General features: G+C 68.8%; 15 protein-coding genes. 7 read left to right on the plus strand and 8 right to left on the minus strand.

Translation table 11 applies throughout. From position 1 onward, the window contains the following. Window positions 1–2: 2 nt before the first annotated feature. Window positions 3–7,133, minus strand: a complete 7,131-nt coding sequence (locus tag ACFYZZ_RS38450) for an RHS repeat-associated core domain-containing protein (protein ID WP_389186587.1) — start codon at window positions 7,131–7,133, stop codon at window positions 3–5. A gap of 372 nt (window positions 7,134–7,505) precedes the next feature. On the opposite strand from ACFYZZ_RS38450, the gene ACFYZZ_RS38455 reads away from it, so the two are divergent. Beyond that, window positions 7,506–10,712: an FG-GAP-like repeat-containing protein gene (locus ACFYZZ_RS38455; protein ID WP_389186590.1), complete on the plus strand. Its 3,207-nt coding sequence runs from the start codon at window positions 7,506–7,508 to the stop codon at window positions 10,710–10,712. Between the two features lie 102 nt (window positions 10,713–10,814). On the opposite strand, the gene ACFYZZ_RS38460 is transcribed toward ACFYZZ_RS38455, so the two are convergent. Then, window positions 10,815–11,219 (minus strand): ATP-binding protein, encoded by a 405-nt coding sequence (locus tag ACFYZZ_RS38460; protein ID WP_389186593.1) that lies wholly within the window; start codon window positions 11,217–11,219, stop codon window positions 10,815–10,817. Between the two features lie 201 nt (window positions 11,220–11,420). On the opposite strand from ACFYZZ_RS38460, the gene ACFYZZ_RS38465 reads away from it, so the two are divergent. After that, window positions 11,421–12,272 carry a helix-turn-helix domain-containing protein gene (locus ACFYZZ_RS38465; protein ID WP_389186596.1) on the plus strand — a complete coding sequence of 284 codons (852 nt, stop codon included), beginning with the start codon at window positions 11,421–11,423 and terminating at the stop codon, window positions 12,270–12,272. Next, complete coding sequence (locus ACFYZZ_RS38470) at window positions 12,269–12,466, plus strand: DUF397 domain-containing protein (protein WP_389186599.1); 198 nt, start codon at window positions 12,269–12,271, stop codon at window positions 12,464–12,466. Before ACFYZZ_RS38465 ends, ACFYZZ_RS38470 begins: the two co-directional genes overlap by 4 nt. Here the strand turns inward: ACFYZZ_RS38470 and ACFYZZ_RS38475 are convergent. The 4 genes from ACFYZZ_RS38475 to ACFYZZ_RS38490 form a co-directional block, all read right to left on the minus strand. Continuing rightward, window positions 12,463–13,611, minus strand: coding sequence for a hypothetical protein (locus ACFYZZ_RS38475; protein WP_389186602.1), 1,149 nt, complete (start codon window positions 13,609–13,611; stop codon window positions 12,463–12,465). The two genes, ACFYZZ_RS38470 and ACFYZZ_RS38475, sit on opposite strands and share 4 nt — an antisense overlap. Before the next feature lie 74 nt (window positions 13,612–13,685). Then, the gene (locus ACFYZZ_RS38480) at window positions 13,686–14,624 is read right to left on the minus strand and encodes an N-acetylneuraminate synthase family protein (RefSeq protein WP_097252789.1); all 939 of its coding nucleotides are present in this window, start codon (window positions 14,622–14,624) and stop codon (window positions 13,686–13,688) included. Window positions 14,625–14,636: 12 nt separating this feature from the next. Then, window positions 14,637–15,854, minus strand: coding sequence for a cytidylyltransferase domain-containing protein (locus ACFYZZ_RS38485; protein WP_389186605.1), 1,218 nt, complete (start codon window positions 15,852–15,854; stop codon window positions 14,637–14,639). A 20-nt stretch (window positions 15,855–15,874) separates the two neighbouring features. Further along, window positions 15,875–17,185: a DUF6716 putative glycosyltransferase gene (locus ACFYZZ_RS38490; RefSeq protein ID WP_389186608.1), complete on the minus strand. Its 1,311-nt coding sequence runs from the start codon at window positions 17,183–17,185 to the stop codon at window positions 15,875–15,877. 198 nt (window positions 17,186–17,383) lie between these two features. On the opposite strand from ACFYZZ_RS38490, the gene ACFYZZ_RS38495 reads away from it, so the two are divergent. Next, window positions 17,384–18,361 carry a glycosyltransferase family 2 protein gene (locus tag ACFYZZ_RS38495; RefSeq protein WP_389187022.1) on the plus strand — a complete coding sequence of 326 codons (978 nt, stop codon included), beginning with the start codon at window positions 17,384–17,386 and terminating at the stop codon, window positions 18,359–18,361. Next, window positions 18,358–19,692: an alpha-2,8-polysialyltransferase family protein gene (locus tag ACFYZZ_RS38500; protein ID WP_389186611.1), complete on the plus strand. Its 1,335-nt coding sequence runs from the start codon at window positions 18,358–18,360 to the stop codon at window positions 19,690–19,692. The genes ACFYZZ_RS38495 and ACFYZZ_RS38500 overlap by 4 nt, the downstream gene beginning before the upstream one ends. A 54-nt stretch (window positions 19,693–19,746) precedes the next feature. Here the strand turns inward: ACFYZZ_RS38500 and ACFYZZ_RS38505 are convergent, their stop codons facing one another. After that, the gene (locus tag ACFYZZ_RS38505) at window positions 19,747–22,059 is read right to left on the minus strand and encodes a glycosyltransferase (protein WP_389186614.1); all 2,313 of its coding nucleotides are present in this window, start codon (window positions 22,057–22,059) and stop codon (window positions 19,747–19,749) included. Then, window positions 22,056–23,513, minus strand: coding sequence for a glycosyltransferase family 29 protein (locus ACFYZZ_RS38510; RefSeq protein WP_389186617.1), 1,458 nt, complete (start codon window positions 23,511–23,513; stop codon window positions 22,056–22,058). Before ACFYZZ_RS38510 ends, ACFYZZ_RS38505 begins: the two co-directional genes overlap by 4 nt. Window positions 23,514–23,775: 262 nt before the next feature. On the opposite strand from ACFYZZ_RS38510, the gene ACFYZZ_RS38515 reads away from it, so the two are divergent. Then, window positions 23,776–24,948, plus strand: coding sequence for an acyltransferase family protein (locus tag ACFYZZ_RS38515; RefSeq protein ID WP_389186619.1), 1,173 nt, complete (start codon window positions 23,776–23,778; stop codon window positions 24,946–24,948). A 100-nt stretch (window positions 24,949–25,048) separates the two neighbouring features. Beyond that, window positions 25,049–25,987 (plus strand): class I SAM-dependent methyltransferase, encoded by a 939-nt coding sequence (locus ACFYZZ_RS38520; RefSeq protein WP_389186621.1) that lies wholly within the window; start codon window positions 25,049–25,051, stop codon window positions 25,985–25,987. Window positions 25,988–25,992: the final 5 nt, after the last annotated feature.

The following is a 25,992-nucleotide window of genomic DNA, read 5'->3' on the forward strand; positions in this document are numbered from 1 at the left end:
TGTCACCGCAGCCGATAAAAGGAACCGTAGTGATCTCCGGTGTAGTACACTTCACCCTTCTTCCCGAAGATGAGTCGCTGCGCGCCTCTGTTGACTCCCCCAGTGGGCCACACGTCTGACTCACTGTAATAGCCACCCTTCCGCTTGGGCAGCTTCCCCGCGTCATTGGTGAATTCGCCTCTCTGGTAGCCCTTCCTTCCCCCCTTCATCACACCAGCCGGCGTACGCCCGGTCTTGTCGTAGTAGTTGATCACCTTTTGCACCTGCGCGCCGAGCGGCGTAAGGCAACGGTCGGAATTGTGGACCAGAACCGGTGTCTCGCCCGCCAGCACATAGTACGTGTGCAGTTGGTCAACCGTCAGATTGTACATATCCCGGTCGCCCGGCCGACGGATGACTGCATCGATGTACACGTGCCGGTTTGTGGCGGTGTTGAGCGCATGACCCGGGATGACTTTGCCGGCGGGGACCCAGGCGTGGTCGGTGTCGTCCCAGAAGGGATGCTTGGACGTCGTGTGGATGGTGGCGATGGTGCCGTCGGCCAGCCGGATGCGGAGGTCGATGAGGTCGTAGTCGTGGTTCAGCCAGACGTGCTGGACAGTGCGACTGCCCTTGTGCTTTCCGGTGGCCTGGTCCGCGGCTTCGACCTTGTCACCGGTTTTGATCTTGCCGATGGCCTTGGTCTTGCCGTGGGCCATGAGGACCCGTGTGTCCGGGGTGAAGCTGCAAGGTCCTCCTGCTGAACCCGCACCCGCGCCCTCGCCCTCGCCGAACAACTCGTCACCCAGTGCGCCTGCGGCACCGGCTATGCGCAGGGATCCACCGGCCGCCAGCTCTGCTTCGCCGGCTGCGGCGTCGAGGGCAGCCGGGCCGCAGACCTCGATTGTGGCCAGGCAGGTGAGACCCGCTACGAAGCCGCCGAGAATCTTGGTAGCCGTGGGGTGTTCGTCGTCGACCAGTCCGTACCAATTGGCCTCTGCGCAGGCGGCGCTGGATGGTTCTGACTGGCAGATTCCTACCGCCCACAGGTGCAGCTCGTGCTCGTAGCTGCCGGTCATTCCGCGGGCTGCGAAGTCCCGGCGGGTGGGAACAGGCTTTCCCGCGATCGTGCGGGGATACGTCCGGCCACTCTTGGTCGGGCGGTAGCCGGCCGCCGGGCCGGAGATCGGGACGTACTTGCCGTGGCGCTTTCCGTAGCAGCCCTCGGTGGTGCATCCCGGACCGTGGCTCGGCTTCCAGGCGGTGTCAGGGTTGTTGACACTGCATCCGTCGCAGAAGAGGCCGGTGGGGTCGCTGCCGGTGACGGGGCTGTTGTCGGCGTAGGCGTAGCCGTTGAAGGACTGCGGGTCCCCGGTGTCGAGGAGTGCGTCCGGGCTGAGGAAGCGGCCGAGGGCTGGGTCGTACTCGCGGGCGCCGATGTTGGTGAGGCCGGTGGTCGGGTCGATGGTGCCGCCGACGAAGCCGTGGTCACCGGGCCAGGTGCTGGGGGCCTTGCCGCGGGTCTCGCCGAAGGGAGTGACGGGGCGGCGGGTGACGGTGAGGGTGTCGGCCGTGATGTCGTCGGTGGCGGTGTCGTTCGGGTCACCGGTCTGGTAGCTCAGCTTCGTTCCGCTGGTGCCGGCTGTGGCGGTGCGGACTGCCGTGGGTGCGCCGGCGAGGCTGTAGTACCGGGTGGCGGAGGTGACGGCGCCGTCGGTGAAGGTCAGCTGGTCGCCGCCGAGGTAGAGGGTGGTCTTGCCGTCGTCGGTACGGGCGATCAGGTTCCCGGCGTCGTCGTAGTGGTAGCCCGTGCGGTGCTTCGGTGACGCTGCAGGGCCGGTGGTGAGGGTGTCGAGTTTGCCGATGGAGTTCCAGGTGTAGGCCTGGGCCTGGTCCGGCTGGTCGTTGCCGTCGGTGGTGGTGCTGACGGCGCTGGGGTTGCCGGCCTGGTCGTAGCTGTAGGTGTGGGTGGTGTCGCCGGTGGTCGCGGTGTGGACGCCGTGGGTGTGATCGCCGAGGTCGAAGTGCTCGCTGGTCGTGACGTCCTTGGACGCGTCGCCGGTGAGGTCGTGGTCGGTCTTGGTGGTGCGGTTGCCGGTGAGGTCGTAGGCGTAGCTCTGCCAGTACGGGGCGGGGCCACCGAGGTTGCCGGCGTCGGGCGTGGTGTTAGTGCAGCCGCCGATGCCGTTGATCGTGGGCGAGTCCTCGGTGTGGGTGCCCCCGGTGTCGGTCCAGGCGTCGGTGAGGCGGTTGAGGTAGTCGTACCGGTAGCACTGCGTGTCGGTGTTCGCGGTGCCGCCGGCGTCCTGGACGTCGCTGGCGGAGGTGATCTGCCCGGCCTGGTTGTAGGTGTAGTTGACCTGGTCGACCGGGCTGGTGCCGTCCTCCTTGTTCACCGTGTGGGTCAGGAGCCGTCCAGTGGCCTGTTCCCAGGCGTCGGTCGTGACCACCTGGCGGGGCATCACGCCCATGGTGGTGCGGGTGGTCTGGCCGAGCGGGCTGTAGTCGATGTAGGCGGTGTAGGTGTCAGTGCCGCCGTTGGAGACAGGCAGGCCGACGCCGTTGTAGGAGTAGCCGACCTTTTCGTCCGCGATCAGGCTGCCGGTTCCGGTGGTGGCGATCTGGACGGTGTCGGGCAGGTCCTGGACGGACGTGTACTTGTTGGTGGTGCCGTAGGTGACGGCGTTGGTGTTGCCGTAGGCGCCGGCCGGGATGCTGATGCTGGTGCCGGTGGGCTGGTAGGCGGTGGTGTAGCCGGTGACCGTGCTGGTGTAGACGGTCTTGCCGCCTTCGTAGACGGTGACGGACTTCGGCTGGCCCAGAGCCGTGTCGGTGGCAGCGTCGTAGTAGGCGCGGTGGCTCAGCTTCACCTTCTGCGACGTCTTTGCGTCCCAGCCCCAGGTGTCGGTGACGCGACCCAGGCTGTCGTAGGTGGTGAAGAGGTGGCCGGTCTCGTCCAGGCCGTCCGTGGAGGTTTCGGTCGCCTCGCCGTCGTCGTTGTAGCTGATACGGCTGGTGCCGGTGTCGGGGTCGGTCTTGGCCGTGACGTGACCGAGGAGGTCGTAGGTGCTGGTCCAGGTGACCTTCTTGGCCGCGTCGTCATTCGTTGCGGCATCCGCGGCGAGAGGGCCGACGGTCCGCAGCATCTCTCCTGCGGCGTCGTAGGCGTAGACCGTCTTGTCGTAGACACCGGTGGGCTTGCTGCCGTGGAACTGGTGCAGTTCGGTGGTCTTGCCGCGGGCGTCGGTGATGGTCGCGGTGGGGGTGCCGCCGGTGGGCGGGGTGACGTCGGTCTCGTCGGCCCCGGGGTAGGCGGTGGTGGTCTGCCACTGCTTCTGGCCCAGCGAGTACAGGGTGCCGACGACGGGACGGCCCTGACCGTCGTAGGTGGTGCGGGTGGTGGAGGGCACCTGGGCGTCCACCGGGGTGACCAGGCTGCCGGTCGGAGTGGACGCGTCCTTGTTGAAGTAGGCCGCGTTGGCGGCGGTCGTCCAGCCGTGGGAGTCGTAGTCGGTGTCGGTGATCAGCCGGCCGGTACCGCCGTCGAGCGGTGTGGCCTGGGTCTGCCGCAGCTGCAGCATGCCGTCGTAGATCTGGTACGAGGCGGTGTAGTCGCCGCCGTCGGTGTACTTCTGCGACTCCACGTAGCTCGGGGCAGACTGTGTCACGGAGTACGTGAACTTGTCGTTGGGCGTGGAGGGGTTGTCGGCCTTGGTGTGGTCGGGCAGCCACACGTTCGTGAGGCGGCCGAGACCGTCGTAGGTCTCGGTGGTCACCCGCTTGCTGGGATCGGTCACGGTGAGCGGGAGCTGACGGCCCGGATCGATGGTCGTGGTCGTCGACCAGCCCTTGCTGTTCGACGAGACGGTGGTGACCGGCAGGTACTTGGCCTTGGTGGCCTTGGTGCTGCTGTTGTCCGTGTAGGCGGTGGTGGCCCAGCGGCCCAGCGGATCGGTGGTCTTGGTGGCACGGCCGTAGGTGTCGTACTCCGTGCTGGAGGGCTTGGCCCAGGTGAGCTTGCCCTGGTCGTCGACGCTCTTGGCCTTCTGGGTGCTGGTGGCGTCTCCTGCACCGTTGGCAGGCAGGCTGCCCAGCGTTGTGGACTTGTCGTACCAGGTCATCGTGTCCGACAGCGTGTGGGCATCGGCCTTGGTCACACACTCGCCGGCCTCGGTGATCACCTCCGCCGGGAACTCGTACATGTTCCGGGACGCGTCCGCGGCGTAGGTGGTGGTGGTGCAGTTCTCTGGGGTGGTCGTGCCGGAAACGGGCTTGCCGTCGCTGCCGACTTCGCCCTTGTCGTCGACCTGGGTGGGCAGACCGGTGGCGCTGTCGAACGTGGTGGTGGTTTCGGAGGTGCGCCACGCACCATCGGCCTTCAGGGCTCGTACGTCCACCCGGTCGGTGTCGGTGAAGCGGGCCGTCAGGTCCGGCAGCTTGCCTCCGCGGGCGTGAGTCGCCGTGACCGGTGACATCCAGGGGTGGTTGACCGTCTGGGACTGCGGGCTGCCGCCGTCCTTGTCATAGGCGGTGGTCTGGTAGCCGTATCCGGACAGGGCGTCGTCGTCGGTGATCGTGTCGCCGACCGCGTCGGTGACCTTCACGGACGCGGTGCCACCGCTGGAAGTGGCGTTGCCGTCCATGCCGCGCAGGTAGTCGGTGACTTCCTCGGTGACCGGATCGGAGCCTGCGCCGGTGCGCGTGATGACCTGTGCGTAGCCGCGGAACTGGTCCCAGGTGCGGTACTTGTCGACGATCGTCTCGCTGTCGTTGTGGTGCCAGGCCGCGCCGCCCTTGTATTCGTAGGTGGTCACGTGAGGCGCGGACTTGGCGGTGGTGGCGTCGCTCTCGTCGATCTCGGTGACGGGGTAGGTGTAGAACCAGTCCAGGATCGGGGCCGTATAGCCGGGCGGGGTCCATCGAACGGGGTAGCAGGCCTGGGTGTCGGCGTCTTCCTTGGGAAGGCTGGTCCGTGAGCAGGAACTCGTCTTGTAGGAGACGGTGATGACCGAGCCGGCTTCCGTCTTCAGCGACTGGAGGCGGTAGCGGTTGATCGGCGGGACGTTCTGCGGTTCCTCCAGGCCGTCCACGCGGTTGGGCACGGTCGCCTTGCCCTGCGTGGTCAGCGTCGGCAGCGTCTGGGCGGTGCCTCCGCCGCGCGTGTCGGCCCCGGTGTGCTTCACCGAGGACAGCCACATGGCCGGCTTGGTGCCGTCCCCCGGATCGGGGTAACTCTGGCCGAGGCTGTATGTGTCGACCGTGGACCAGGCCGGGGTGGACAGCGACTCGTCCCACACCTTCGTGGTGATGGTCGCGAGGCGCATCGTGGACCAAAACGTCGGCGAGTAGTTGGTGCACGTGCCGGTGGAGGCGCAGTTCTGGTCGAACGGGGTGTCCGGCCAGTGCGAGGCAGTCGACGTCGTCGGCGCCTTCGTGCAGTCCACGCTGTTCTTGCCGTCGCAGCGCTGCGCCACGGTGAACACCACCTGCGCGGCGGGAGTGTTCTTGGTGACGTAGTCGGCGACCTGCTGACCGTAGGAGATCGTGGACGGGTAGCCGCCCCGCACGTAGGAGGTCAGGGTGTGGGCGGAGCCACGGCCGTAGTAGTTCGTCTCGGTCTTGTAGGCGTAGGTAGTGATGTTCTGGTGCGTGTCGACGACGAAGTCCAGGTTCCATCGCCAACCCTGGGTGCACTCCGAGGCCGTGAAGGTGGATCCGTGGCAGGGCTCGCCGGAGTCGTCTCCGTAGACCGGGGCGCCCCAGGCGGCGTTGGTGCTGGTGTCCTTGCCGTCGCCGCCCGCGCTGCTCGGCAGGTGGTCCGCGCCGAAGTAGTACTGCGTGCCGTCGTTGTCCGTCAGCCGCCAGTACGTGCCGTCCTGCAGGCCGTTGGACGCACCGGAGATCTCCTCGACCACCGATCCGTCGTCGTCGGACAGTCGCCACACCGAGTTTCCGTCGGCGTTCTTCTTCCCGGTGGGCACCAGTTCGCCCGAGTGTCCGGCCACGGAGATCGTCGCGTTGTCCCCGGCCCAGCACTGGTCGTAGTCACCGGAATGGCCGTCGTCCGCGCAGGACCTGTAGGACTGTTCGACGAAGCCGGGCGAGTAGTCCCAGCCGTCACCGATCCAGGAGGCCTGGTTGTTCGTCGCCGAGGTCCGTCCGTCGATCGAGGCGGAGTTGTACGACAGTGCGACGCCCGGAGCGTCACCGCCGACTGCCGGCGGCACCGAGATCGGATACGAGTAGGTGAAGGCGCCGGTGTTGCCGGACGTTCCCCATTTCCCCGAGGGTGACAACGAGGTCGCGGAGTACGTTCCCGAGGTACCGGAGGCGGCTGCGGTCACGGCGAGCACGACGGCCGCCGGAGCCGAGGCCACCGAAGCGCCCGGCTTCACCTGGCCGGAGGAGTTCGCCGGGGCGCCAGGCAGGGTGATGTCGGCGACCAAGCGGTGCTTGTCATAGTCGTTGGCCGACGCGGCAACCGGCTTCTGCGTCCGGCAGGCCGTCCTGTCCGGAGTGGTCAGCGCGCAGGCAGGCAACTCGACCATGCGTAGGCGGGTGGCGTAATCACCGCCGAACGCGTCCTGGATCGCGCCGTAGCCGAGAGCCACCGACACACTGCCCTCGTCGGCTCTGGGGCCGGTACGGCGCAGGGCCACAGCGAGACCGTCGACGCCGGCTTTCTGCGCCGTACGGTGGCCCGCCACCGTGATGTTCACACCACCCGTGGTGGCCTTGCCCGCTGCATTCCCTGCGGATGCGAGCTTCTTGGCGACCGCCGGGGGCAGCAGCCCACGGTCGAGGACTCCGGGTTGGCCGACGGCCACAGGCGTACCGGTGACATTCACACTGCCCGAAGGCTTCTTCGCGGTCTTCGATTTGAGCGCCTTGTCCGCAGCCTTGGCGTCTCGCGCGGTCCCGGTCGGCAGGTTCAGGGTCGTCGACGTGGCTTTGGGCCACGTCGGATGCACCGATCGGAACGGCTTCATCGGCGTGGACCGGAAGCTGTTCGGCCGGCCCTTCGCCGTGCTGACACTCACCGACCGCATCGAGGACAGCGGGAACGGCGACCACAGTCTTGGCTTCTTCACCGCGTCGGCGACGGTGGCGTCAGCCAAAGAACCGGCCAGCAGTGCCGCCGAGGTCAGTGCCACCACCCCGAGCCGCGCTGCCCGTGCCCGAAACCGCTCTCGCCCCAACACGCCGGTCCCCCACCACAGTTCTCACAGGATTTTTACAACCTCGGCAATCTATCCGCGTGTTGAGTCCCACAAGTCAAAGGACTGCCATGATCACGTCAAATCGCTCGGGTGGACGCAAAGCCTCCATGTGTATCCGAACCGAGATCGGATCCAGATTCCCCAGCTCCGGCAAGGTGATCAGCACAGCAAGGGGCGCGGGAGCCACCCATGGGCGCGTAAAGAGTGGTTCTTTGCCCGGCCATAACCATCGGATCGCACTAACGTGCGACGCGGCTATGCCCTGAAGCGGGCATCACAGACAGAAGCAGACAGAGACGAGGCCGCATGATCCGCGCAGGAACGCCCCGCCGACGGCGCAGACCCTCCCCCACGCTGGTCACGAGCGCGGCCGTGTTCGGGTTGGTTCTCGGACCCGCCACAGTGACTGCGCACGCCGACACATCCGCGCCGGATCCGGCAACCACCCTGGAGCAGGCCGAGGCAACCGCCTCGGCCCAAGCCGCCGCAACGGGCAGGCCGGTCCCGGTGGACCAGGCCACCACCATCGACAGCACTCTCACAGCCCAGCCGGACGGCACCTTCACCCAGCGCGTCAGCGCCGAGCCGGAACGTCTGAAACGGGATGGACAGTGGGTTCCGTTGGACGCCACCCTCCAGCGCAACGGTGACGGCAGCTACTCCCCGGCCACCTCCAGCAGCGGTCTCACCCTCTCCGGCGGTGGCAGCGGGTCCCTGGCAACCCTCGACAACAACGGCAAGCGGTTGTCGCTGTCCTGGCCGACTGCTCTGCCGACGCCGACCGTCAACGAGGACAGCGCCCTCTACCCCGACGTACTGCCCGATGTCGACCTGAAGGTCACCGCGGACGAGCAGGGCGGATTCTCCGAAGTCCTCGTCGTCAAGACCGCGCAGGCGGCCTCCAATCCCCGCCTGGCCACCCTCACTCTGGCCACGGACACGCACGGTCTGGACCTGGCCACGGATCCCGGCGGCAACCTCACCGTCGCCGACCCCGGCACGCGCGTTCCCGTCTTCCATGCCCCGGCACCCTTGATGTGGGACTCCACCGGAACCGGCGGGAGCGCCCAGACGACACGAAGCGCCGATTCAGCCTCACTGCAAGAAAGCAGCCCTCGGAGAGCGGCCGTACGCACGGCCGGCCTCATAAAAGCGGCCAAGGCCCGGTCCGATGATGCCGGCGCGCCCCAGACCGACTTGAGCGACGGACCCAGCCCCACGTCGCAACAGGCCCCCGTCCACACCGACGTCACCCCTGACGGTCACCTCCGGCTCACGCCCGATCCCGGCCTGCTCAAGACCGCCAGCTTCCCCCTCTACATCGACCCCACCTGGATATCGGTCAAGGGAGAAGAGAAGGGCTTCACCTACGTCCAGCACGCCTACCCCGGAACCAGCCACTGGAACGATAGCGACGCCAAACTCGGCGTCGGCTACCAGGGCTACACCTCACCCACCGGCGCAGAACGGACGTACTACCAGTTCAACATCGGCACCAGCATGGGTGACAAGCACATCCACCATGCCGAACTCGACGTCAACGAGACCTACTCCGCCGACTGGGGCTGCACCAAATACCGGGTCACAGAGACCAACGTCGCCCACATCAGCAGCTCCACCTCCTGGAACAACCAACCCGACGCCTACTCCCAGTCCGACACCTACGACTTCACCGGCGCCAACAACAAGGACTGCCCCGGAGGCGACGCGGGCGGGTTCGACGTCACCAGCTCCGTCAGCAATGACGGGGACGGCACCGTCACCTACCGCCTGACCGGCAGCGAATCAAACGAGACTGCATTCAAACGCTTCTCCACCAAGGCCACCCTCGCCATCACCTACAACACCCCGCCCCGCACTCCCACCAGCACCACCTCCAGCCCGAAGCCCGCCAGCCCGGCGACCTACGGCTGTGGCAACACCCCCTACGGCTGGATCTCCAACACCGATGCCTCCGGCGGAGTGAAGCTGTACGCGCACGTCTCCGACCCCGACGGCGACAAACAGAACGTCCGCGGCCAGTTCGCGTTCTGGGACAAGGGCGGATCGGGAACCGCCGACGCCGTCAATCTCATCTCCACCGGCGACTCCGACGGCAACTCCAGCACCGTCCCCGGCAGCGGCGGCACAGCCCAGATCACCGTCGACCCCAAGGAGCATCCGCTCAAGGACGGCCACCTATACGGCTGGCATGTACGAGCGAACGACGGCATCGACGCCTCCGGCGAGGCGGACAACTGCTACTTCTGGTACGACGCCACCGCCCCGAACCACCTCGCCATCACGCCGAAGGACGACACCTCCGACCTGCACACGGGCGACGCCATCCACTTCGCCCTGTCGGCCACCGACCCCAAGCCCACCGGTGCCGCGGCCAGCGGCCTGGACCACTTCATCTGGTCCCCCACTTCATCGGCCGCGCTCGACAACGACGGAGGCACCTCCATCACCGCCGCGGCCGACGGCACCACCTCCCTGACCTACACACCCACCGCCTGGGGAAGCACCACGCTCTGGGTCGCCGCCGTCGACAACGCGGGCAACCAGTCCCAGCCCGTTCACTTCACCTTCTACGTCCCCGACGACGTGAACGCCACCGTCGAGCCAGGCGACATCGACAACGACCACATTCCCGACCTCGTCGCCGCCGACTCCGCCACCGGCAACCTCGACCTCGTCCCCACCCACACCGACATCCCCACAGCCAACGGCCGGCCCGCGCCCGTCACCGCCTCCGGCCCCGACGACGCCCCCTCGGCCGCCGACGGCACCACCACATGGGCCAACACCCTCCTCGCCCATCGCTCCAGCAACGAGCACAGCTCCAGCGGCAACCGGGTCGACGATCTGTGGGCCTACAAGAACAGCCACCTGTGGCTCTACACGAACAACCTCAACAACAACGGCGGCCTGGCCGGCAACGGCAACCTCTACTTCACCCGCGATCACCGCATCGCGGTCGCCAGGCCCGACTGCACCAAAGGAACGTGCTCGGCCTACAGGACCGACTGGTCGGCGGTCAGCCAGATCACCGCACCCGGCGATGTGAACGGCGACGGCCACCCCGACCTGGTCACCGTCGAGAGCGACCACCTCTGGCTCTTCCTCGGCTCCACCGCCACCGGCCAACTCGCTGAAGCCCACGAGATCGGCACCGCCGCCTGGAACGGCTACACCATCACCTCGCCCGGGGACACGAACAACGACGGCCATCCCAACCTCTGGGCCCGGAACAAGAACTCGGGCGTCATCTACGACTTCCCCTTCGGCACCGACAGCCTCGGTATCGGCACCGCCATCACCAACGGCGCCTTCACCTCCACCGACCGGCCCCTCATGACCTCGCCCGGCGATGCCAACGGGGACGGCATCGCCGACCTCTACACCATCACCGGTGACAAGGAACTGTGGGCCAACATGGGCACAGCCCCCGACGCCAACGGCTACCGGCTCGGCGCCCACCACATCGCAAGCGCGGGCACACTCTGGAAGACCATCACCAACATCGCATAGCCCACGCCAACAGTCGGGATCACCAGGCGCCGAGAGGCGGGCCTGGCTTACCTCTCATCGCAGAGAGAGCCAGGCCCTGTTCTCGCTGACGATCACAGCCGCTCACGCCGCCCTGAGTTCGCACCACACGTACTTTCCCCGGTTCCCGAACCGGGCCGAGGGCTGCCAGCCCCAGTAGTCCGCGCAGGCCCTGACCAGGCCCAGCCCCCGTCCCTCCTCCACCTCGCCCACCTGTTCCAACGGACGCGGCGGATCCGGCGGCTCAGGGTCCGTGTCCCAAGCTCCGATCCACACCACCCCCTCCGCCGACCGACGCACCCTCAGCGCAGCTGGCCCCTTCGTGTGGCGTACGGCGTTGGAGACCAGCTCCGTCGCAAGGAGTTCGGCGGTGTCGACGAGCCCGATCAGGCCGTGCAGGGTCAGGATCAGGCGCAGGGTGCGGCGGCAGACGGTGACGGCTCTGAAGTCGTTAGGGATGTAGAGGGTGTAGTCCCAGGTTTCGGGCATGCGTCAGCTCCGGTTCGGTGGTGGGGGATTTCACGCGAGGTGGCTTTGTCGCAGCCGTCATGGCAGGACGGCACGGTGCACTTCCGCTGCGTGTGCGTCGCATCACTGACGGTAGACCTAGATTTTTAAGTTTCGCAAGCTGGCCGCGTAACCTGAGCCCCGAACGAGTCGCGCCTACTGGCGTGTTGGGAGGAGAAGGGCATGGCACTGAGGAGCGAGCCGACTGCACGTCAGATGCGGTTGGCGGTTGAGTTGCGCAGGCTCCGCGACGCCGCAGGCCTCCCGGCCCGCGAGGCAGCGGCACTGCTCGGAGTGAGTTCGGCGCAGATCAGTCAGATCGAGACCGGCCTCACGGGCGTGAGTGAGAAGCGGCTACGCCGTCTCGCCGCCAACTACTCCTGCTCGGACGACGAGTTGATCGACGCTCTGGCGGTCATGGCGACCGACCGAACGCGGGGCTGGTGGGAGGAGTACCGGGAACATCTGCCCACACCGTTCCTGGATCTCGCCGAGCTGGAACACCACTCCACATACCGACGCGATGTTGAGTTCCTGTTCATTCCCGGCTTGCTTCAGACACCCGAGTACGCTCGCGCCGCGTTCTCCTCCAGGATTCCCGAACTCCCCGAAGAGGAACTCGAACTGCGTGTCCGGCATCGCATGCAACGCAAGACGATCCTGGTGCGACCCGATCCCGCTCCCTACGAGGCGGTCATCCACGAGGCGGCACTACACATCAGACTCAGCGACCGAGCCAATGCACGGGCCCAACTCTTCCGCGTCCTGGAACTCTCCGAGGCTGACCACGTCACCGTGCGTGTCATCCCCTTCGACCTGGACGGCTTCGGCGGAGCCTGGAGCCCCGTGATGCTGGCGGGCGGTGCGGTGCCCAAGCTGGACACGGTCGTTCGCGACGCACCTCACGGCACCGGCTTCATCGACTCCGAGGCTCAACTCAGCGTCTTTCGAACGCTCTTCCGTAGGGTAGAGGCTGTATCACTCGACCCCACTCGTACGCGTGACTTCATCCACAGAGTGGCCAAGGAGCTGTGAGACCGACCGTGACCCCCGACATCTGGCGGAAGTCGTCCTACTCAGGCGGCGGCGACGGCAACAACTGCGTAGAGGTCGCCAACCGCCCCACCCACATAGCCATCCGCGACTCCAAAGACCCGGCCCTCGGCACCCTCACCATCCCAGCCGAAGCCTTCGCCCCCTTCATCGAGGCCCTGAAAGCATCAAGCTAGGCCAACCCCACAGCCGCCAGCCGATGCACATCCTTCGCCGTCCCCGTAACCCCCGACAGGAACCCCTGCGCCCGAGGTGAGGCGTTCTCCGTCAGCCAGCTCGGGTCGATGTCGCAGACGGCCACACGGACGCCCGTGCCCGCCAGCGCCAACGGAAGGGTGTGCACGACCGTCGACGGAAAGCTGAGGATCGTACGGCCGATCGGACCTCGCCGGGCGATCAGCTCCAACGGCAGATCCGGGCGGACTATCTCCAGGCCCGTCTCGGTGGCCAGGCGGTGCAGCTTGTCGGTGTGCTCGCGGCGGTGAGCGAAATACCGCGTCGCGCCGTGGGCCCTGGCGAGGGAGCGCACCGCCTCCAGGTAACGGTCGCCGTCCACCACGCCCGTCTCGACCAACGACGTACCCACCATGTCGGCGCCCTTGGTGATGCGCGGCGGCCCGAAGCGGGCGCGGGTCCAGGCGAAGTCGTTGGTGGTGACCGTGACGCCCTCGGGAGTCTCCGTCACGGGCATGGAGGAGAAGACCTCGACGCGGCGGCGGTCGCTCGGTGTGAGGCGGCGGCGGGCCGAGGAGGAGACGGGGGCGAAGAGCAGGTCCCTGGCTCCGGGGCGGCCGCCCTTGCGGTGCCAGCGGACCAGGCGCTCGCCGCGGGCGAGCTGGGCGACGAACTCCATCGTCGCCGTGCCGTCGTCGACCACGACCAGGTCATCGGCCCGGGTGATCGTCAGCAGCAGTTGTACGTAGCGGGAGAACGGGTCTCCCATGACGATGCGGTCGGCCCGGCGGAGGGAACCCGCCAGGCCGCCGATCGTGTGGAAGGGCGCGGTCGTACCGCCCCGCGCCTCCTCCCAGCGCACCCGGTACCCCTCGTCCCGGGCCAGATCCGCCATGCGGCGCAGCTGGCCCCGGGTCATGGGGTCGGTCGGGGACAGGACGACGACGGTGAGCTCCGCGCCGGCGGGTGCCTGGGCACCGTCCGGCGACCGCCGTGCCTGTGCGGGCACGGACAGCCGGGCCGGCTCGGGCGCGCCGCGCAGGCCGTGGAGGTGAGCCCACTCCAGTACGTTCAGCAGCTGTACCGGGCTCTCCACGAAGGCGAGCGTGTGAGCAGGGTGGCCGGCCTGACCGGCGCGGGGGCTCATCGTCGTACGACCGTCCCGTCGTAAGGCACGTATGGCACGTGAGGCACGTAAGGCGAGTAAGGCGAGCTGGGTGCTCAGACCGCGACCGGCTCGCCCGCCGCCGCCGCGATCTCCGCCTCGGCGACGACGCCGGCGACGCGGCGCAGCTTCTTCATCGGGCCCAGCTCGGAGTCGTAGACCTTCTTGACGCCGTCACCGAGGGAGGCCTCGATGGTGCGGATGTCACGGACGAGGCGCGTGAGGCCCTGCGGCTCCACGGAGGCGGCCTGGTCCGAGCCCCACATGGCGCGGTCGAGGGTGATGTGGCGCTCGACGAAGGTGGCGCCGAGGGCGACCGCGGCGAGGGTGGTCTGCAGGCCGGTCTCGTGGCCGGAGTAGCCGATCGGGACGTTCGGGTACTCCTCCTGCAGGGTGTTGATCACGCGGAGGTTGAGCTCCTCGGCCTTCGCCGGGTACGTCGAAGTGGCGTGGCAGAGGAGGATGTTGTCCGAGCCCAGGACCTCGACCGCGTGCCGGATCTGCTTCGGGGTCGACATGCCGGAGGACAGGATGATCGTGCGGCCCGTGGCGCGCAGGGCGCGCAGCAGCTCGTCGTCCGTCAGGGAGGCGGAGGCCACCTTGTGGGCGGGGACGTCGAACTTCTCCAGGAAGGCGACGGCCTCGGTGTCCCACGGGGAGGCGAACCAGTCGATCCCCTTCTCCTTGCAGTACTCGTCGATCTGGCGGTACTCGTCCTCACCGAACTCCACGCGGTGGCGGTAGTCGATGTAGGTCATCCGGCCCCAGGGGGTGTCGCGCTCGATGTCCCACTGGTCGCGCGGGGTGCAGATCTCCGGCGTGCGCTTCTGGAACTTCACGGCGTCACAGCCGGCCTCGGCGGCCACGTCGATCAGCTTGAACGCGTTCTCCAGCTCACCGTTGTGGTTGATGCCGATCTCGCCGCAGATGTAGACGGGGCGGCCCGGGCCGGCCTCACGCGTACCAAAGGTGCGGATACGGGAGTTGGTGCTCATCAGGAGATGTCCTTACTTGGGGAGGGAATCGAGAGAGGGGCCGAGGATCCAGCTGGCGATCTCTCGGATCGCGCCGTCACCGCCGGGGACGGTGGTGACCGCGCGTGCGGCGCCGCGTACGACGTCGTGGGCGCTCGCGACCGCCACGGGCCAGCCGACGAGGGCGAAGCACGGGAGGTCGTTGACGTCGTTGCCGACGTAGAGCACGCGCTCCGGCGCGATGCCCTGCTCCTCGCACCACTGCTTGAGGGCGAGGTCCTTGCGGTCGATGCCGTGCAGCACCGGGAGCTTGAGCTTCCGGGCGCGGGCGGCGACCACCGGGTTCTGTTCCGTGGACAGGATCAGCATCTGCAGGCCGCTCTTGCGCAGGGCGGCGATGCCGAGCCCGTCTCCGCGGTGCACGGAGACGAACTCCCGTCCGTCGGAGTCGATCAGCACCCGGTCGTCGGTCTGGGTGCCGTCGAAGTCGAGGACTACGGCGTCGATGTCGTCGTAGGTGGGGAGCGAACCGGGGCGGTCCGCGTCGAAGAAGGGGGCCAGCGCGCGGGCGCGGGCCAGGTCGTGCGGGTCGTCGATCTCCAGGACCCGGGCGGGGTCGGTGCGGACGAGTTCCGTACGGCCGAAGAAGCGGTGCTGGTGCTTGCGGAAGCCGGCCGCGTCCATCGCGTAGGCGGCGCCGGTCTCCAGGAAGTCCTGGGGGCGGTCCTGGCGGCGCGGGCGGAAGGACTTGTCGTGGTTGACGCCGAGGCCGCCCTCGCCCGCCTCGTCGGAGTGGCGCCAGACGAAGCCGTGGAAGGGGGCGACGGTGACGGCGGTGTCCGCTCCCTGCTCGGCCACCGCGCCGGCGACGCCGTCGACGTCCTCGCGGACCAGGAAGGGGCTGGTGCACTGCACGAGCAGGACGACGTCGACGGGGGCTCCGTGCAGGGCCTCGTGGGCGTCCATCGCGTGCAGGACGGCCGCCTCGGAGGTGGCGGTGTCGCCGGCGATGGCGGCCGGGCGCAGCACGACTTCGGCGCCTGCCTCACGCGCCGCTGCCGCGATGGCCTGGTCGTCGGTGGAGACCACCACGTCCGTGACGAGCCGGGCGGCCAGGCACTCGCGGACCGCCCGGGCGACCAGCGGGACGCCGCCGATGGGAGCCAGGTTCTTGGCGGGCACTCCCTTGGAGCCACCACGCGCGGGGATCACCGCCAGGACACGGCGCACCGCAACTGCTTTGTCGGACACGGGATTTACTCCTTGGAAGGTCACAGCTCCCCCATCCGTCGGATCACGGGGGCCACGCGCTGCACGCCGTGGCGGTAGGCGCCGCGTGCGGCCCGGCGCACGATCTGGCGGACGGGTCCTGGCTCCTTGTCGGCGGCGGGCGCGCCGGGCAGCGGTGCGCCGTCGGGGCCGAGGTGGTGGCGGGCGAGGATGCCGGGCAGGTAGCCCGGCGCGGTCTCGGGTGTGTAGTAGGGGGCGAGGGGCGGCAGCCCCCCTGGCCGGTCGAGCAGCTTCGCGATGCGTTCGCGGGCCGCGTCGAAGGCGGTGTCGTAGGAGCCGTCGGCGGCGACTCCCTGCCGGGCCACCCACTCCTCGTTCGGTGCCGGGCGGTGTCCGGCGTCGAGCTGGTCCCAGGAGGCGAGGCACCCGGAGCCGGTGAAGTGGTGGTTGCCGAGCACCTCGCGCACGCCGAGGTCGGTCAGGACGACCGTCGGGATGCGGCGGTGCAGGGCTTCGAGGGCGGCCGTGGAGCTGACCGTGACCAGCAGGTCCGTGCGGTCGAGCACCTCGCCCATGTGGCCGTAGACCAGGCGGAAGTTGGCGGGCACGTCCTTGCCCTGGACCAGCTTCTGGTACGGCAACTCCTCGATGTGGGTGGTGTGTTCGCCCGGCTTGGAGCGCAGCTTCAGCAGCACCTCGCGCTCGGGGTGCCTGCGGGCGTGCTCGATCAGCCGGCCCAGCAGGTACGTACGGTCCTTGCGGCTGTCCGGGACGGAGGGCTGGGCGGCGAACACGACCGTGTAGGGCTCGTGTTCACCGGTGTACAGCTCTCCGCCGAGGAACGGCAGCGCGACCTCGGTCACCGCGGAGGCGTCGGCGCCGACTCCCTCGTACACGGCGCGGAAACGGTCCGCGTCGTGACGGGAGTTGGCGAGGACGAGGTCCGCGCCGTGCCTGAGCAGCAGGCCGTCGGCGAGCTTCTCGTAGACGACGCCGACATAGCCGGTGACGACGACGGGACGCTTCCCGGAGGCCCAGGCGCCTCGCAGCCCGTGCAGCATCGCCTGCACACCGCCGCCGACCAGGGCGATGACGAGGACGTCGTAAGACTGCTCGCTCATGGCGCGCAGGAACTCGACGCCGGTCACCTCGCGGAGGGAGTCCGCTCGGACGCCGACTTCTTCGAGCTGGCGGGCGGTGGGGGTGGCTCGTCCCCGCAGGAGGTAGCCGTCGAGCCGGATCTCGGCGCCGGTGGGGGTGACGCGCTGCGCGGTGAGCGCGCCCCACTTCCACCGGGTGTCGGAATCCGCGAGGACGGCGACCCGCAGGGACTTCGTTGCACTGGCTGGCACGTCGAAGACGCTAGGAAGGCATTCCGAGGTTCCGCCCAACCCGAATGCAACAAACGGTTAACAGCACATCGCCGAATGGCGAATCAGGCCATGATCGGGCCGGAAAATAGCCCGGTTCACAGCTTCGCCACGCGTCGTTCACCTGGCATCAAGGCGACGGTCAAGACACATGACGGGCTTCGCCCTAACGTCCGTGACGTGGTCAAGCTCTCCGTCATCGTGCCGTTCTACAACGTGCAGCAATACGCGCCCGACACCCTGAGGAGCCTCAGTGCGAACGCGCGTGAGGACTTCGAATTCATTCTCGTCGACGACTGCTCCCGCGACGGGACACCAGACATTCTCGCGCGCGCGGAGCGCGAGCTGCCAGGCGCGGTCTTCGTCCGGCACGAGCAGAACGGAGGGCTGGCGACCGCCCGCAACACCGGCATCGACCGGGCGCGCGGCGAGTACCTGACCTTCCTGGACGGCGACGACTGGCTCGCCCCGGGCTACTACCCGAAGCTGGTCGACGCCATCGAGGATCTCGGCTGCGACTTCCTGCGCACCGACCATGTGCAGTGCACGGCGCGGTCGCGCACCGTGCACCGGGTGCCGGTCGGCCGGCGGAACGTGGTGCTGAACCCGCGCGAGGCGATCCTGCCCGCGGACCGCTCCACCTCCGTGGACTACGCCTACGCGTGGGCAGGGATCTACCACCGCCGCCTTGTGGACAAGGGTCTGCTGCACTTCACCGACGGGCTGCGCACGGCCGAGGACCGGCCGTGGATCTGGAAGCTGCACCGGGAGGCGGAATCCTTCGCCGCAGTCAGCATGCTCGGTGTGTTCTACCGGCGCGGCGTGGCCTCGTCACTCACCCAGATCGGTGATGTCCGGCAGCTCGATTTCATTCGCGCGTTCGATCAGGTGATCGCGGAAACCGCCGCCGACCCGGACGCCGACGCGCTCCTGCCGAAGGCCGTGCGTACCTATTGCGCGATCATTTCCCATCACCTGGGATCCATCGAAAGGTTCGAGCCCGCGGTGGCGAAGAAACTGAAATCCCTGAGCGCCGGGGCACTGCGGCGCATGCCGCAGGACGTGCTGGACGAGGCGCTGGACTCCATGGACCTGCAGCGCGCCACCAAGCTGCGCCGGCTGCGCCGCCGTCCCGCCTCGACGGGGGTCGCCGCGTGACCACCCAGATCTTCCAGGCGTCCACGCTGTACGGCACGGCGACGCTCGCCGCCGCCCTGGACTCGGGCTGCTTCGGCCCGGCCGGCCGGCGCGTCCTGCTGGTCTGCAACAACGCCGCGACGCCCGAGACCACGCCCGGCCTGGACGAGATGCCCGGCTTCGAGCGGCTGCGCGAGCGCTTCGACGACGTGATCTCGTACAACGAGACGATCTTCCCCTTCCACCCCGGCGGCTGGGCGCCCCGGGGGGACGACATGCCGCTCTGGGAGCGGTATCTGCGCCACGAGTGGCAACTGGGCGACGACGACGTGGAGCTGGCCGTCGAGTCGATCCAGGTCAACCCGTCGCTGGCGCTCGCCCAGATCTTCACCGGCGCCCCGGTCACCGTCTACGCCGACGGTCTGATGAGCTACGGCCCGACCCGCAACAAGATCGACCCGCTGGTCGGCACCCGGGTGGACCGGGTGCTCCACCTCGATCTGGTGCCGGGCCTGAAGCCACTGCTGCTCACCGAGTTCGGTGTCCCGGGCGAGATCGTGCCGACCCAGGCGTTCACCAAGGTGCTGGCCGAACTCGCCCCGCTCGGCGACGACCTGCCCGAGATCGAGGAGCCCGCGCTGCTGCTCGGGCAGTACCTCTCCGCGCTGGACATCCTCACCGCCGAGCAGGAGGAGAACCTGCATGTGCGGATGCTGAAGGGCGCGGTCGCGCTCGGGCACACCAAGGTGGTGTTCAAGCCGCACCCCACCGCCCCGGCCCGCTTCACCCGCACCCTGGAGCAGGAGGCGGAGAAGCTCAAGGTGGAGCTGACCGTGCTGGACACGCCGGTCCTCGCCGAGGTGGTGTACCAGCGGATGCGTCCCGCGCTGGTCGTCGGCTGCTTCTCCACCGCGCTGCTCACCGCCTCCGCGCTGTACGGCCTGCCGGTCGCCCGGGTCGGCACCGATCTGCTGCTGGAGCGGCTGACGCCGTTCGAGAACAGCAACCGGGTGCCGGTCACCGTGGTCGACGCGCTGCTGCCCGAGCTGGGCGACCGCGAGGCGGTCACCGAGCAGCGCCGGGGCATGGACGTGGAGGCGCTGGGCGCGCTGGTGCGTGCGGTGGGCTTCGCGATGCAGCCGAAGATCCTGCCGAGGCTGCGCGAGGAGACCGAGCGGTACCTCGCCCGGAACCTGAACCCGCACACCCTGCGCTACTTCAAGCGCAAGCGGCTGACCTCGCTGGCGCTGCCCGGCGGGGTGCCCGCCCAGCTGTCGTTCATCCCGCGCAACGCCACGGTCCGCCGGGTGGCGCGCAAGGCGCGCAATCTGCGCCGGGTCGTACGTCGCTGACCCCTCCCTCACCTGTGGGGCGGGCCCGGCACCGGGCCCGCCCCTTTGGGCTGCTCAGCGGCCCAGGATCGTGCGGATCCGGGTCGCGTTCTCCTGCGTGGTCTTCCACAGCAGCTCCTGCCGGTCGTGCACGTCGGCGACGGTCCGGCTGTGGTGGTCCAGGATGTCCAGCGCACGCTCGGTGAGCTGTGCGCCCAGATCCTTCTCGTGGACGGAGACACCCCACTCGGGGCGCTCGATGTCGCTGAGGAAGTACGCCATCTTCGGGTGCGAGATCAGGCTGATGATGGGCGTGCCGACCCCGAAGGGGATCATTCCGGCGTGCCCGCGCATGCCGATGACCAGGCGGGTCCTGGCGTACGTCTCGCGGATCTCGTCGTTGGAGAAGTCGTACATCGGGATCACCGGCAGCGAGATCCCGTGCTCGCGGCGCAGGTCGAAGGCGATGCGCTCGTCGTCCAGCGAGTGGGCGACGCACCGCACCTCGGTGTGGGCGCCGATCGCCCGGACCGCCTTCGCGATCTCGGCGAGGAAGTGCCCGTAGTCGTGGCCGAAGCGCAGGCCCGCGCGGTCGTAGGCCGCGTTCAGCAGGACGGTGTCCTCGCGGTGCAGCGGGTCGCTCCAGCCGGGGACCAGCTGGCGCATGACCGTGGTCGGGCAGGGCTGGAAGACGACCTTGTCGTGCAGCTCGGGCGGGAGCAGCGAGCGGACCTTGGCGATGGAGCCGTGGTTGCGCAGGCCGAAGAAGGAGGCCTTCTCCACCAGCAGGCGCAGGCTCTCGTTGAACCGCTGGGCCCGGTAGGACTGCCCGTCGAAGGCGTTGAAGCCGACGGCGAACACCACGATGGGCACGTCGATGGCGCGCAGGTGCTCGTCCGGGACGTTCCACTGCCAGGCGCTGTTGCCGTTGGGCATGGTGTCCGGGATGAACAGTCCGCCGCCGCCGATGACCAGTCCGCGGCGGGCGTTGACCCGCTCCAGGGCGGCCTTGTCGAACAGCCGGTGGGCGTGGACGGAGTGCCAGCGCCGGGAGGTGAAGTCGGGGCCGAAGGCGAGCCGGACCGACTCGGGCAGCAGCTTGTCGCCCGCGTTGCCCTGCCGGTCCATGTAGAAGGCCACGTGCGCGAGCTGGTCCTCGGCGGCGCCCTGCTCCTGGGCCGGTACGGCGGCCGCGCGCTGCGCCCACAGGCGGCTGGAGCGGTGGGTGGGGTCGACGGTGAGGCCGGCGGTGGCGTACTTGAGGGCCTCGGCGTTGTCGCCGTGCACCCAGGCCATCTGGGCGAGGCGGGCGTAGGCGGTGGCGGCCCGGTTGGGGGCGGCGGTGGCCAGCAGCAGCTGGGTCTTCGCCTCCTCGTGGCGGGAGACGCTCATCAGGGCGTGCCCGAGGATCTCGTGCGGCCAGGCCTCGTCCAGCGGGATGCGGACGCCGCTGAGGATGTCGACCGCGTCCTGGTACTCGCCCGCCGCGATGTGGGCGGCGGCGACCTTGCGGGCGGCCTCCACGTCACCGGTGCGCCGCACGTGCGGGGTGCCGTAGTGCACGAGCAGGTCGTGGTGGAGGTTGCCCTTGGACAGGTAGGCGGCGTGGAACTCGGCGTCGCCCATCTCGAACTCGCGCCAGCGCTCCTCGGCCTGCGCGTACCCGGCCTCGCCGCCCTGCCAGGGCTTGTGCCGGCCGGTGAAGTGCAGGATCGCGGTGTCGTCGGGGACCGGCAGGTCGCCCGAGAGCCGCCGCTTCACGAAGTTGTAGCGGGAGTCCAGGCGGACGAAGTCGCCGTCGAGGACGGCGTTGAGGATGCCCTGGTCGTGCTTGTCCAGCTCGTAGCCGCCACTACGCCCGACCTGGTCGATCTTCGCGCAGAACGCGTCGGACAGGTACTCGCGCTGGATGACCAGCAGCCCGGAGTTGAGCTTGTGCTGCCCGTAGAAGAACTGCGGTACGGCCGCGAGACCCTCGCGCAGCTGGAGGAGTTCACCGAGGTCGCCGAGGACGACCATGTCGGTGTCCAGGGTGATGACGGTGTCGTAGTCGCGCAGCTTGAAGATGTCGAGGATGAAGTACGCCTTGCGGACCAGGTAGTTGTCCTGGTCGCCCTTGACGTAGGAGTCGTAGTGCTCTGCGTCGACGCGGCGCAGCACGATGCGGGGGTGCAGGGCGCGGATGCGGGCGATCGAGGAGGGCTTGAGGTCGTCGTGGAGGACGACGAAGTCCTCGCAGACGCCCGGGTTGGACAGGGCGAGGCTGCGCAGCAGGGCGAGGAAGCCGGGCAGGTAGTTCTCGTCGACGAAGCTCGCGAAGGCGATGCGTCGCTTGCCGGTGAGGACGTGTGCGGAGGTGTCCGGTATGGCCGGGCTGATGGTCGTCATCGCAGGGATATCCTCATGTCGGTCACGCTCTGGGCCCGCTCCATGACCCATGCCTTCTCGCTGGTGTATTCGTGCACGGAGGTGATGGCGAGCTTCATGGCTTCCTGGACGCGGTAGGCGCCGCTCTCGTAGAAGTCGAACCCGATCAGGTCCAGGGTCGGGCTGACGTCCAGGAAGTCCAGCAGCCACAGCATGTTGAAGCCGGTGGTCGGGATGGAGGACCAGACGTCGTTGCCGAGCCGGCCGATGTTGCGGACGGGCCAGCGCAGCGACTCGTCGCCGAGGTACCGCTGGGCGCCGGGCACCAGGCGGTTGCGCAGCGAGTGCTTCCAGTCGCCGGAGACCCCGCCGAAGACGAGCCGGGTGGTCACCGGCCGGTCCCAGTTGAAGCCGTGCTTGTGGATGGTGGCGTGGATGTCGGTACGGCTGCCGGTGTGCTTGGGGTCGATCCGGTACGAGTTGAAGCGGACGACCAGGTCGTAGCCGTCGATCTGGGCGCCCATCGAACTCTCGCCCACGCGGCCGGAGTTGGCGATCAGGCAGATCGACTTGCCGGCGATCTGGTTGCGGAACTCGCCGAGGCTGATCCACCCCACTCCGCCGACGGTGGGGTCGGCGACCGGGCCGCGCATGCGGATGCGGCGCTGCTCGGCGTAGAGGGCGACGGCCTCGGTGAGGTCCTCCCCCGGTATTCCGGTGCGCAGGTCGAGGTACTGGCTGAGCAGTTCCTGCCGGTCGGCGACCGGGGCCTCGTCGGCGGCGAGCGTGAGCAGGGCACCGACCAGCCGGGGCTCGGCCGCGTCCCAGTCGCCGAGGGCGTGCAGGGCCAGGCCCTCGGCCCACACGTCGGTGGCGGGGCCGCGGGCGAAGTCGGCGGCGCGCGGGCACTGGCGCTGCAGCAGGGCGAGCAGTTCGCGCTCACGCTCGGCGGCCCGGCGCAGGCCCGTGATCCGGGCGGCCACGCCGAAGCCGTCCTCGTCGGTCAGCTCCAGGTAGCGCTCGTAGGCCTGGACGGCCTCGCGCTCCTCGCCGAGGGCCTCCAGGACCCGGGCGCGCAGCCGCCAGCCGGCCCGGGAGTTCTTGCGCTCGGCGAGGACGGTGTCGCTGATCTGCAGGGCGAGGTGCAGCTCGTCGTCGTAGCCGCACTCGAGGGCCTTGTTGCCGACGGCCAGCAGGGCGTCCAGCAGGTCGCCCGGGATGCTGCCGGTGGGCGCGGCGGCCCCCTTGACGGCACGCTTGAGCAGGGCGGTGGCGCCACCGGCCGGGGCGGGTGCGGGAGCGGACGTACCGGTGGTGCTGAACACCACGAGCAACTTGCGCAGTTGCTCGGCCAGTTCCGTGCGACGGCGGTCGAGACTGCCCACGAGTTTGCCGCTGTGCACGGCGCAGGCTCGCAGGCAGTCCTCCAGCTCCCCTCCACGCGCAGGTGCCCGCCGGTTCTGGACCCTCGTCATAGCTCTCCTGATTTTGCCAAGCAAATACGGTGTTTACGGCGGCATGCCGTGGGTTTGCGAAAACGTGGGGGTGGATGGAGAAACTAGGAAGCCAAAGCGACCAACGGGTTAACGAATCCGGACAGGTAAGAGAATGGTTAGACGGTCAACCACGCCTTTCCTGTGATTCGCCCAGGTGCCGGTGAATCGATCATTCCGCTTCGGGTACTTTCACAAAAGATTCCGAAATGATCAACGACTCTCCGGGTAGGCGCCGAGCACCATGTCTGCTTCATCCCCCACCCTCACCGCACCCGCCCCGTCGGGTACGACCTCAGCCAAGGCAGGCCCCAGCCCCGACGCCCGGGCCCGCCGGGGTGGCCGCCTGCTAGCCCTGGACGGCCTACGCCTCCTGGCCGCGCTGATGGTCTGCCTCTACCACTACGCCGGACGCGGCGGCACGGTCTCCGCGTCCTGGCACCAGACACCGGCCCACGTCTTCCCGACCCTGTCCCAGGTGGCCACCTACGGCTGCCTCGGCGTCCAGTTCTTCTTCGTCATCAGCGGTTTCGTCATCTGCATGAGCAGCTGGGGCCGCACCCTCGGCGACTTCTTCCGCTCCCGCGTCGCCCGCCTCTACCCCGCCTACTGGGTCGCCCTGGCGCTCGTCACCGGCGCGGCCCTCGCCCTGCCGGCCGTCGTGCACCCGGTCCGCCTGGACGAGTTCCTGGTCAACCTGACGATGCTGCAACAGCCCATGGGCGCCCCGCGGGTGCTGGGCGTGTGCTGGACGCTCTGGGTCGAGGTCCGCTTCTACGCGCTGTTCGCCCTCCTCGTCGTCGTGCGCGGGGTCACCTATCGCCGGGTGGTGCTCTTCTGCTCCGTGTGGACGCTGGCGGCGGTGGTGTGCCGCACCTCCGGCAACGCGCTGATCGACCAGCTGGTCATGCCGGACTACGCCCCGTTCTTCGTCGGCGGTCTCGCCCTCTACCTGATCCACCGCTTCGGCGGTGACCTGCTGCTCTGGGGCATCGTGGCCGTCTCCTGGCTGCTCGGGCAGAGCAACGCCACGCGTGGGCTGTGGCACGCGGGCGCGCACGGCGACTTCGTGCGCGACCCGTACGTCATCCTGCTGGTCGTCACCCTCGCCTTCGCCGCCGTGGCGGCCGTGGCGCTGGGCTGGACCCGCCGTGCCGACTGGCCCTGGCTGGCCACGGCCGGCGCGCTGACGTACCCGTTCTACCTGGTCCACGAGCATCTGGGCTGGTTCGTCATCCGGGTGCTGCACCGGGGCCTGGGCCTGCCCGCGTGGCCGACGCTGGTGGCGACGGTGCTCGGCATGCTGCTGCTGGCGTGGCTGATGCACCGGTTCGTGGAGAAGCCGCTCGGCCCGAAGCTGAAGCGAGCGCTCCGTGGCCGGAAGTTGGGCAGTCGTTCATCTCGCCTTGGGTTTTGAACCGGCCCCGGGGGCAGGCACCGTAGTGCCCCGCCCCCCGCGCCACAGGCTTTCCGCAGCAAACCCACAGACTGCCGTACCGAGGGAGTGCCCCCGCCTCATGGCCACCATCCAGGAAGCGACCCGCCCGCCCCACCGTCTCGACGACGTGCCCGGCTGGTTCCCGGTGCTCGACCAGCTGCTCTTCGACTGGTTCCTGAACCGGCAGGAGGGCGGGGGAACCCACGGCGACCTCCTGGAGGTCGGTGTCTACATGGGCAAGAGCGCGATCTTCATCGGCCGGCACCAGCAGCCGGGCGAGAAGTACACCGTGTGCGACCTCTTCGAGGGCGACGCCCCGGACGACGCCAACCGGGCCGAGTCGACCAAGTCCTACAGCGCGCTGACCCGGCGCGTCTTCGAGGACAACTACCGCTCCTTCCACGACGAGCTGCCCCGGGTGGTGCAGGGGCCCAGCTCCGTGGTGCCCGACGAGGTCGAGGCCCACTCCTGCCGGTTCGTGCACATCGACGCCTCGCACCTGTACGAGCACGTGCACGGCGACATAGGAGCGGCCCACGACCTGCTGCTGCCCGACGGCATCGTCGTCCTCGACGACTTCCGCTCCGAGCACACACCCGGCGTGTCCATAGCCACCTGGGAGGCCGTGCTCAACCGGGGCCTGCACCCGATCTGTCTGAGCACGCAGAAGCTCTACGGCACCTGGGGCGATCCCGAGCCGGTCCAGGAGGCGCTGCTCGCCATGGCGCGGGAGCGGTCCGACTGCCATGTGAGCGTCCAGGAGGCCGCGGGGCACCGGATCGTCCGACTGAAGTCCAAGGGGATGGCCGCGCCGGCGTTCCCGCCCTCCAAGCACGCGGTGTCGGCCGAGGCGCCGGCATCGACGCCGGCCGCGGTGTCCGCGTCGGCGCCCGCTCCCGCGGCACGGCCCGCCCGGCCCGCGCCCCGCCGCGGCAGCCGGGTCCGCCGGGTCGCGGTGGACCTGTTGCCGCCGGTCGTCACGCGGGCGATCCGCAAGGCGCGCGCGGCCCGGAGCTGACCGCC

Source organism: Streptomyces sp. NPDC001816 (assembly GCF_042892235.1).
Classification (GTDB): Bacteria; Actinomycetota; Actinomycetes; order Streptomycetales; family Streptomycetaceae; genus Streptomyces.